Raw genomic sequence first — 8838 nt, 5'->3', positions numbered from 1 at the left:
GCGTGTGCTACGTTGGATTGGGCATGATCAGCTACGACGGTAAATAGGTCTCGCCGCTTTCGCCCACAATCTGCCGTTTGAATCAAGCGACGCAAAGCGTGATTGCAGTCGCTTAGTCGTTCGGTAGGATAACCGCATGACGAAGCTGCTCATATCAATCCTCGTGCTTGCAGCGACTGGCTACACGTTCTTCATCAGCTGGATGGTATGTTTCGCTTTCGCATTTGGCGGCATCGATTTGACGGGTGCGCCAATCGCCGGGCTGGTGGTGTTCGGCCTTTTGGCGCTGTCGCCGTTGCCCGTCTGCTTCTACTGCTTCCGGCGAGTGCAAGCCCTACAGCGCGGTGAACACTCACGGATTTGACGGCCGCTTTGGTAGCCTCGCGTCTGGAAGCGAAACGGCGGCTTTCCACCACTTGCCGTCATTCCCGCGAAGGCGGGAATCCATAGGCGCAGCGCCTGAATAGCGAGCGCCGCGTCTATGGATCCCGGATCAGGTCCGGGATGACGATGGTTTTGACGGGCCGCCGGTTCAGCAAGGCGCGGCGTTGCCCCCGCCTTCGCGGGAGAGGATCGGGTGAGGTCTTCTTCTTTGAAGTCCGCGTCCCGCATCCAAGAAGAAGACCCTCACCCTCCACCGCTTCGCGGCGGGGCCCTCCCTCTCCCGCGACGGCGGGAGAGGGTCATGGCGCGCGGAATGCGTGGTCGACATGCTCGATGCTAGTCGAGCTCCGACGCCGACGCCCCTTTGTGCATCGCACATACCCTGCTAGGCGCGCGGCATGCTTTCGTATCGCGACATCACCGTGCGGCTGGGCGGCCGGGCCATCATCGAGGGCGCCTCCGCGTCGATCCCGCCGCGCGCCCGCGTCGGTTTCATCGGGCGCAATGGTGCCGGCAAGTCGACGCTGATGAAGGTGCTCGCCGGCATGCTCGATGCCGACAGCGGTTCGGTCGACATGCCGCGCGGCACCAAGTTCGGCTATCTCCGCCAGGACGCGCCGGGCGGGCCGACCTCGGCGTTCGAGACCGTGCTCGAGGCCGATACCGAGCGCGCCAGCCTGCTCGCCGAGGCCGAGACCGCGCTCGATCCCGACCGGCTCGGCACGATCTACGAGCGGCTCGACCAGATCGACGCCTATACCGCCCCGGCGCGCGCGGGGGCGATCCTCAAAGGCCTCGGCTTCGACGACGCCGCGCAGGCACGCCCGATGGAGAGCTTTTCGGGCGGCTGGCGGATGCGCGTCGCGTTGGCGAGCCTCCTGTTCACCAACCCCGACCTGCTGCTGCTCGACGAGCCGTCGAACCATCTCGATCTCGAGGCGGTGATGTGGCTGGAGGGATTCCTGCGCGCCTATCGCGGCACCATCCTGCTGATCAGCCACGAGCGCGACCTGCTCAACAATGTCGCGGATCACATCCTCCATCTCGATAAGGGCGGCACGCTGCTCTATGTCGGCGGCTATGACGCGTTCGAGCGGCAGCGTGCCGAGCGCGCCGCGCAGCTCGCCTCCGCCGTGGTCAAGCAGGCCGCGCAGCGCGAGAAGCTGCAGGCGTTCGTCGACCGCTGGAAGGCCAAGGCGTCCAAGGCCAAGCAGGCGCAGAGCCGCGTGAAGGCTTTGGCCAAGATGCAGCCGATCGCGGCAATGGCGGACGATCCTTCGCTGACCTTCTCCTTCCCCAATCCGGAGAATCTGAAGCCCCCGCTGCTGACGCTCGACAAGGCGTCGGTCGGCTATGAGGCAGGCAAGCCGATCCTGTCGCGGCTGATGCTGCGGCTCGATCCCGACGACCGGGTCGCGCTGCTCGGCCGCAACGGCAATGGCAAGACCACGCTCGCCAAGCTGCTCGCCGGCGACCTCGCCGCGATGGACGGCATGATGACGAGCGCACCCAAGCTGACCGTCGGCTATTTCACCCAATATCAGGTCGAGGAGCTCGACCCCACCGACACGCCCGTCGACCATATGGGCCGGTTGATGAAGGGCGCGGCGCCGGCCGCGGTGCGGTCGCAGCTTGGCCGGTTCGGTTTCTCGGGCGACAAGGCGCTGACCAAGGTCGGCAAGCTGTCGGGCGGCGAACGGGCGCGGCTTGCGCTCGCGCTGGTCACGCATTCGGCGCCGCACCTGCTGATCCTCGACGAGCCCACCAACCATCTCGACGTCGACACGCGCGAGGCGCTGGTCCAGGCGCTCGCCGAATATCGCGGTGCGGTGGTGGTGGTCAGCCATGACCGGCACATGCTCGAGCTGGTCGCCGACCGGCTGGTGCTGGTCGATAACGGCACCGCGCAGGAATATGACGGCACGATCGACGATTATGCCAAGTTCATCGTCTCGGGTGGCGGCGGCGAGGCCAAGCCGGTCGCGGCGGGCGGCAGCGGTGGTCGCAAGGAGGATCGCAAGGCGGCCGCCGATCGCCGCGAGGCGACGCAGGGCATCCGCACCCGCATCAAGGACGCCGAGACCGAGATGGCGCGTCTCGCCAAGTCGATCGCCGACATCGACGCCGCGCTCGCCGGCACCCCGCCGACGCCCGCGCTCAAGCTGATGACGATGGGCCAGTTGATGAAGCGCCGCGGCGACGTCGAGCGGCTGCAGGCGGCGGTCGAGGCGGAGTGGATCGAGGCGACCGAGGCGCTCGAGGCGGCGGCCTGATTCATCCGCCCCGCGCGAAGCGGGGGGAGGGGGACCGCTCGCGCAGCGAGGGGTGGAGGGGTGTCTGCGGCCCGCGCGGCGCCTGCAGCTTTGCCCCTCCACCATTCGCTTCGCGAACGGTCCCCCTCCCCATCAAAAGATGGGGAGGATGACGATAACCAAATACGCACTTTTCTGCTTGATAGCGAACCGCTGATCTGGCATAGGAAGAACACGCTGAGAAATTGCGTCGAGGGCCGGGCGGTGGTGACACCGTGTCCGGCCCTTGTCGTGTCTGCACGCCGGGGGTGGAATGGCGACCGTCACCAAGACCAGCAAGGCCAAGCCGACGCCCAAGACAAAAACGGTCGCACCGTCGTCGCGCTGGAGCAACGAACGCGAGATCGCCTTCCTCGATCATCTGTCGCTGAGCAGCAACGTCGCGGCCTCCGAACGCGCCGCGCTGCTGACCCCGGGCACCGCCTATCGCCAGCGCCGCAAATCGCCCGAGTTCGCGCGGGCGTGGGATCGTGCGCTGCGCGAGGGCTATGGCCGGCTCGAGCTCGCGATGCTCGATCGCGCGATCAACGGCACGCCGGTCACGATCACGCACAAGGACGGGCGGGTCGAGGACAAGATCGTCTATTCGGAGCGGCTGGAGACATTGCTCTACACCGCACATCGCGCCGCGGTGCTTGGCCCGGGCGAGGCGAATGCCGACAGCGCACGCGAACGGCTGGCGCGCAAGCTATCCGAGATGAACAAGCGGATGGGCGGCGATGGCTGAGCGGCTCACCGCCGAGGACATGGCGGGCCTCGACGCGGCCCGCCGCGCGCAGCTCATCCGGCACACCGACGACGAGGACATCCACGCGGTGCTGGCCGACTGGGGCTATTGGGCGCGCGACACGCAGCGGCCGCCGCCGGGCGACTGGCGCGTGTGGCTGCTGATGGCCGGGCGCGGCTTCGGCAAGACGCGGAGCGGCGCCGAATGGGTGCGCGGCATCGCCGAAGCCGACGGCGGCGCGCGGATCGCGCTGGTCGGCGCCACGATGGCGGAGGGGCGTGCGGTGATGGTCGAGGGCGACAGCGGGCTGCTCGCGATCGCGCCCGACGGCCGCCGCCCGCTGTGGGAGCCCTCGCAGCGGCGGTTGCGCTGGCCGGGCGGGGCGGTCGCGCGGCTGTTCGCGGCGAGCGAGCCCGAGGGGTTGCGCGGCCCGCAGCACAGCCACGCCTGGTGCGACGAGATCGCCAAATGGCCGTATGGGATCGCAACCTGGGACAATCTCGCCATGGGGCTCCGGCTCGGCGCGCGACCGCGGATCGTCGCGACCACGACGCCGCGCCCGGTGCCCTTGGTGCGGATGCTCGCGGCGCGGGACGATGTCGCGGTGACGGGCGGGCGGACCGAGGACAATCGCAAGCATCTTGCCGCCGATTTCCTCGCGGCGATGGAAGCGACCTATGCCGGCACGCGGCTCGGGCGGCAGGAGCTGGCCGGCGAGCTGATCGCGGAGGCCGAGGGCGCGTTGTGGAGCCGCGACCTGATCGAGCGCTGCCGGGTACGGCAAGCGCCCGAGGCGGCGCGCGTCGTGATCGGGGTCGATCCGCCGGCGGGGGCGGGGGCCGCGTCGGATGCGTGCGGGATCGTGGTGGTGGCATTGGGCGGCGACGGCATCGGCTATGTGCTCGAGGATGCCAGCGTGCAGGGGCTCGGCCCCGAAGGCTGGGCGCGTGCGGTGGCGGCCGCGGCCGAGCGTCACGATGCCGACCGGGTGATCGCCGAGGCGAACAATGGCGGCGCGATGGTCGAAAGCGTGCTGCGCGCGGCCTCCGCGACGCTGCCGGTCAGGCTGGTCCATGCCGCGCGGGGCAAGGCGGCGCGCGCCGAGCCGGTGGCGGTGCTCTACGAGACCGGACGGGTCGCGCATGTCGGCGCCTTCCCCGCGCTCGAGGACGAGCTTGCCGGGCTGCTGCTCGACGGGCGCTATGTCGGGCCGGGGCGCTCGCCGGATCGCGCCGACGCTTTGGTCTGGGCGGTGCATGCGCTGCTGCTCAAGGGTAGCGGCCGGCCGGGATTGCGGACGCTCTGATCTCCTCCGTTCGTCCCGAGCGCAGTCGCGGGACCTGACGCAGGCGCATCGCGCGATGCGGCGCTCGGCACGAGCGGATCCTATTTTCTTCTTCGGGTGGAGATTCCCATGCGGCTTTTCGGGTGGAAGGCGGCGCGCTCCGGCGTGCGGCCGGTGTTGACGCGCACCTTCGGCGTGATCGGCGGGATCGGTGCGCCGACCGGTGGCGACTGGCCGAGCGGCTATGAGGCGCAGGTCCGCGCCGCCTATCTCGGCAATGCGGTCGCGCAGCGCGCGGTGCGGATCGTCGCCGAGGGCGCCGGCGGTGTCACCATCGACGTCACCGCCGGCGGAGCTGCGCCGGATGATGTATCGGTCGCGAAGCTGCTCGCCGGCATGGGCCAGCCGCTGATCGAGACGGTGGCGGCGCAGCTGCTGCTCCATGGCAACGCCTTCGTCCAGATCCTGCCCGATGCCGACGGCATGCCCGCGATGCTGTTCGCGCTGCGCCCCGAGCGCGTGACGATCGATCCCGATGCGACGGGCTGGCCGGCCGCCTATGTCTATCGCGCCGCCGGCCAGGCGCTTCGCATTCCGGTGGCGGCACCCGACGGCAGGCCGGGGCTCGTCCACATCCGCACGATGCATCCGCTCGACGACCAATATGGGCTCGGCTGCCTGGGCGCGGCATCGGGCCCGGTCGCGATCCACAACGCCGCGACGCGCTGGAACAAGGCGCTGCTCGACAATGCCGCCAGGCCGAGCGGCGCGCTGGTCTACGATCCCGGCGAACCCGGCGCGACGCTGTCGCCCGATCAGTTCGCCCGGCTCAAGACCGAGATGGAGGCGGGGTTTGCGGGCAGCGGCAATGCGGGGCGGCCGATGCTGCTCGAGGGCGGGCTCAAATGGCAGGCGCTCAGCCTGACGCCGGCGGACATGGACTTCATCAATCTCAAGGCCGCGGCGGCGCGCGAGATCGCGCTCGCCTTCGGGGTGCCGCCGATGCTGCTCGGGCTGCCGGGCGATAACACCTATGCCAATTATTCCGAGGCCAATCGGGCGCTGTGGCGGCTGACCATCCTGCCGCTCGCCGGCAAGATCGTCGCGGCGCTCGGCACCGCGCTGGCGGCGTGGTGGCCGGACCTGACGCTCGCGATCGATCTCGATGCGATCCCCGCGCTGGCGGCGGACCGCACCGCCTTGTGGTCGCAGGTGTCGGCAGCGGACTTCCTGAGCGACGACGAGAAGCGCGCGATGCTGGGGTTCGCGCCGAAGGCGGCGTGACGCTGCAGTTCCCCGGCGTAAGCCGGGGTCCAGGCCTCACGCATCTATCGAACACTGCGCACACCACGGGCTCCAGGCCTGGGCCCCGGCTTTCGCCGGGGAACGCAAGGAACATGGCCAATGACCACCGACACCGAAAGCGCGCTGCTCGCGCGGCTCGTCGAACAGGGGCGCCAGGAGGGCGCGGACCTGCTGACGATCCGTGCGATTGCGGAGGAGGCGAGCGAATTGGGCGCGGCGCGCGCGCTCGAGCGCCTCGGTCTGGCGGACGCCACCGCCCGCGGCGACCTCGGCGAGCTGCGCGAGCTGCTCTCGGCCTGGCGCGACGCCAAGCGCACCGCGCGCGACGTCGTCGTCGGCTGGGTGGTGCGGGTGACGCTCGCCGCGCTGATGCTGGGGCTCGCGGTGCGGCTCGGGCTGGTCGCGCTGGTGCGAGGATGAGCGCGCCCGCCACCCCGTTCGTCCCGAGCGCAGTCGAGGGACGTGTGGCAGGCGGGGCGCCGGGTGCCACGACTTCGCTCGGCACCAACCGAGGTGGATCATGACGCTCCGCTTCGCCGGCTACGCGGCGCTGTTCGACACCGTCGACCGCGGTGGCGACGTGATCCGTCGCGGCGAGTTTTCGCGCGCCGTCGCCGACGGCGCTAAGGGTCTGCCCTTACTCTGGCAGCATCAGCAGAGCGCGCCGATCGGGCGGATCGAGCAGATCGCCGAGGATGCCCGCGGCCTGCGCGTGATCGGCCGGCTTACCCCGCACGCCAAGCCCGCGGCCGATGCCGCAGCGCTGCTCCGCGACGGCGCCATAGGCGGCCTGAGCTTTGGCTACCGCGTGCGGGCCAAGCAGCACCGGCCGGGCGGCCGCGAACTCACCGATCTCGATCTGGTCGAGGTCTCGCTGGTGACCTTTCCGATGCAGCCTGGCGCGCGCGTGCACGCCGTCCACGAGGAGACTGATTGATGACCGATATCCAGGAGGAGATCCCGATGTACGAGACCAAGCAGGACACCGATCCGCTCGAGACCAGCTTCGCCGGCGCCCAGGACATCGCCGCGCTCAAGGCGGGCATGGCCGATCTCAAGGCCAAGCTCGACGGCGCGACCGTCGCCGCGGCGCGCGCGCCGCTCGACGGCGCCAAGGCCGCGAGCGATGCCAAGCGCCCGTTCGTCGAGCGCTATCTCCGCCACGGCGTGACCGGCGGCGTCGAGGGCGTCCAGATAAAGGCGATCGACGGCACCGCCGACGCCACCGGCGGCTATGCGGTGCCGCAGGAGATCGACGCGCAGATCGACTCGACGCTGACCGCCGTCTCGCCGATCCGCGCCATCGCCAACGTGGTGCAAGTCGGCTCGTCGGGCTATCGCAAGCTGGTGACGGTGGGCGGGGTGAGCTCGGGCTGGGCCGCCGAGAACGCCGCGAGAGGCGACACGCCGACGCCCAATTTCGCCGAGATCGTGCCGCCGATGGGCGACCTCTACGCCAACCCGGCGGCGACCCAGGCGATGCTCGACGACGCCGCCTTCGACGTCGAGGCGTGGCTCGCGACCGAGATCGCGACCGAGTTCGCGCGCGCCGAGGGCGCCGCCTTCGTGGGTGGCGACGGCGTTAACAAGCCCAAGGGCTTTCTCACCGCCCCCAAGACCGCGCAGGATGACGGCGTGCGCCCGTTCGGCACGCTGCAATATCTCGCGACCGGCGTCGACGGCGACTTTCCCGCGTCCGAGCCCCAGGACAGGCTGATCGACCTCGTCCAGTCGCTGCGCGCGCCCTATCGCCAGGGCGCGGTGTTCGTGATGAACAGCTTCACGCTCGCGATCATCCGCAAGATGAAGACGACCGAGGGCGCGTTCATCTGGGCGCCGGGGCTGGCGGCGGGTCAGCCCGATACGCTGCTCGGCTATCCGGTGGTCGAGGCCGAGGACATGCCCGACATCGGATCGGGCACGACGCCGATCGCGTTCGGCAATTTCAAGGCGGGCTATCTGATCGCCGAGCGCGGCGAGACCGCGATCCTGCGCGATCCCTTCACCGCCAAGCCCTATGTCCATTTCTACGCGACGCGGCGGATCGGCGGCACCGTCTCTAACTCGGAGGCGATCAAGCTGATGAGATTCTCGGCGGCCTGACCTGTCTGCTCCCTCTCCCCAGCGGGGAGAGGGCTGGGGTGAGGGGGAGCGACGCGGCAGCGTCGCGTCCCACCGTCGAGGTCGGACCCCCTCACCCAACCCTCTCCCTGTGGGAGAGGGCTTTCTCCGTCTCAGCAGGAGCCCGCCCATGCGTCGCTTCCTATCCCAGATCGGCGCCGCGCGATGAGCGTCGCGCCCGCTATCGCCGCCGCCGCGCTCGCTGATGCCAAGGCCTATCTGCGGCTCGACACCGCCGACGAGGATGCGCTGCTCGGCACGCTGATCGATGCCGCGGCCGCGTTGTGCGAGGGCTTCACCGGCCTCGCGCTGTGGCTGGTCGATCGCAGCGACACGGTCGGCGCGGCCCGCCCCGAATGGCAGCGGCTCCCCGCGACCCCGGTCGGCGCGATCGGTGCCGTGTCGACGCTCGATCCGGCCGGCATCGTCGCGACGCTGCCCCCCGACGCCTATGCCACCACCATCGACTCGCACGGCGACGGCTGGGTGCGGTTGACGCGCCCGGTCGCGACCGCGCGGCTGCTGGTCGGCTATCAGGCCGGGCTCGCCGCCGACTGGCCGTCGCTGCCCGCGCCGCTCCGCCAGGGGATCGTGCGGCTGGTCGCGCATATCTTCGCGCACCGCGACGCGTCCGACGATGCAGGGCCGCCCGCCGCCGTCGCGGCGCTGTGGCGGCCCTGGCGGCGGATGCGGCTGGCATGAGC

At 70.2% G+C, this 8838-nt stretch carries 9 protein-coding genes; all 9 read left to right on the top strand.

The window, feature by feature from the left end; translation table 11 throughout:
* Positions 1 to 136: 136 nt before the first annotated feature.
* On the top strand, positions 137 to 364 hold the full coding sequence (locus Q0326_RS03245; RefSeq protein WP_298687056.1) for a hypothetical protein: 228 nt from the start codon (positions 137 to 139) through the stop codon (positions 362 to 364).
* Positions 365 to 782: 418 nt separating this feature from the next.
* Positions 783 to 2657 (top strand): ABC-F family ATP-binding cassette domain-containing protein, encoded by a 1875-nt coding sequence (locus Q0326_RS03240; RefSeq protein ID WP_298687053.1) that lies wholly within the window; start codon positions 783 to 785, stop codon positions 2655 to 2657.
* A 292-nt stretch (positions 2658 to 2949) separates the two neighbouring features.
* Positions 2950 to 3423: a hypothetical protein gene (locus Q0326_RS03235; protein ID WP_298687051.1), complete on the top strand. Its 474-nt coding sequence runs from the start codon at positions 2950 to 2952 to the stop codon at positions 3421 to 3423.
* Positions 3416 to 4729 carry a terminase family protein gene (locus tag Q0326_RS03230; protein ID WP_298687048.1) on the top strand — a complete coding sequence of 438 codons (1314 nt, stop codon included), beginning with the start codon at positions 3416 to 3418 and terminating at the stop codon, positions 4727 to 4729. The genes Q0326_RS03235 and Q0326_RS03230 overlap by 8 nt, the downstream gene beginning before the upstream one ends.
* A 108-nt stretch (positions 4730 to 4837) precedes the next feature.
* Positions 4838 to 5992: a phage portal protein gene (locus tag Q0326_RS03225; protein WP_298687046.1), complete on the top strand. Its 1155-nt coding sequence runs from the start codon at positions 4838 to 4840 to the stop codon at positions 5990 to 5992.
* Positions 5993 to 6112: 120 nt separating this feature from the next.
* Positions 6113 to 6433, top strand: coding sequence for a DUF6127 family protein (locus Q0326_RS03220; RefSeq protein WP_298687044.1), 321 nt, complete (start codon positions 6113 to 6115; stop codon positions 6431 to 6433).
* A gap of 100 nt (positions 6434 to 6533) precedes the next feature.
* Positions 6534 to 6950, top strand: coding sequence for an HK97 family phage prohead protease (locus Q0326_RS03215; protein WP_298687042.1), 417 nt, complete (start codon positions 6534 to 6536; stop codon positions 6948 to 6950).
* Positions 6950 to 8116 (top strand): phage major capsid protein, encoded by a 1167-nt coding sequence (locus Q0326_RS03210; RefSeq protein ID WP_298687040.1) that lies wholly within the window; start codon positions 6950 to 6952, stop codon positions 8114 to 8116. The genes Q0326_RS03215 and Q0326_RS03210 overlap by 1 nt, the downstream gene beginning before the upstream one ends.
* A 183-nt stretch (positions 8117 to 8299) precedes the next feature.
* Positions 8300 to 8836: a head-tail connector protein gene (locus Q0326_RS03205; RefSeq protein ID WP_298687036.1), complete on the top strand. Its 537-nt coding sequence runs from the start codon at positions 8300 to 8302 to the stop codon at positions 8834 to 8836.
* Positions 8837 to 8838 lie beyond the last annotated feature (2 nt).

It is taken from the genome of uncultured Sphingomonas sp. (genome assembly GCF_937859915.1).
GTDB lineage: Bacteria > Pseudomonadota > Alphaproteobacteria > Sphingomonadales > Sphingomonadaceae > Solisphingomonas.
Note: the sequence above shows the minus strand (reverse complement) of the source record. Positions and strands in the feature narration are given on the sequence as shown.

Bases quoted from the DNA above. Each gene is read 5' to 3' on its own strand.
- Q0326_RS03230 (WP_298687048.1), top strand. From the start codon at position 3,416: ATGGCTGAGCGGCTCACCGCCGAGGACATGGCGGGCCTCGACGCGGCC.
- Q0326_RS03225 (WP_298687046.1), top strand. From the start codon at position 4,838: ATGCGGCTTTTCGGGTGGAAGGCGGCGCGCTCCGGCGTGCGGCCGGTG.
- Q0326_RS03245 (WP_298687056.1), top strand. From the start codon at position 137: ATGACGAAGCTGCTCATATCAATCCTCGTGCTTGCAGCGACTGGCTAC.
- Q0326_RS03220 (WP_298687044.1), top strand. From the start codon at position 6,113: ATGACCACCGACACCGAAAGCGCGCTGCTCGCGCGGCTCGTCGAACAG.
- Q0326_RS03240 (WP_298687053.1), top strand. From the start codon at position 783: ATGCTTTCGTATCGCGACATCACCGTGCGGCTGGGCGGCCGGGCCATC.
- Q0326_RS03210 (WP_298687040.1), top strand. From the start codon at position 6,950: ATGACCGATATCCAGGAGGAGATCCCGATGTACGAGACCAAGCAGGAC.
- Q0326_RS03205 (WP_298687036.1), top strand. From the start codon at position 8,300: ATGAGCGTCGCGCCCGCTATCGCCGCCGCCGCGCTCGCTGATGCCAAG.
- Q0326_RS03235 (WP_298687051.1), top strand. From the start codon at position 2,950: ATGGCGACCGTCACCAAGACCAGCAAGGCCAAGCCGACGCCCAAGACA.
- Q0326_RS03215 (WP_298687042.1), top strand. From the start codon at position 6,534: ATGACGCTCCGCTTCGCCGGCTACGCGGCGCTGTTCGACACCGTCGAC.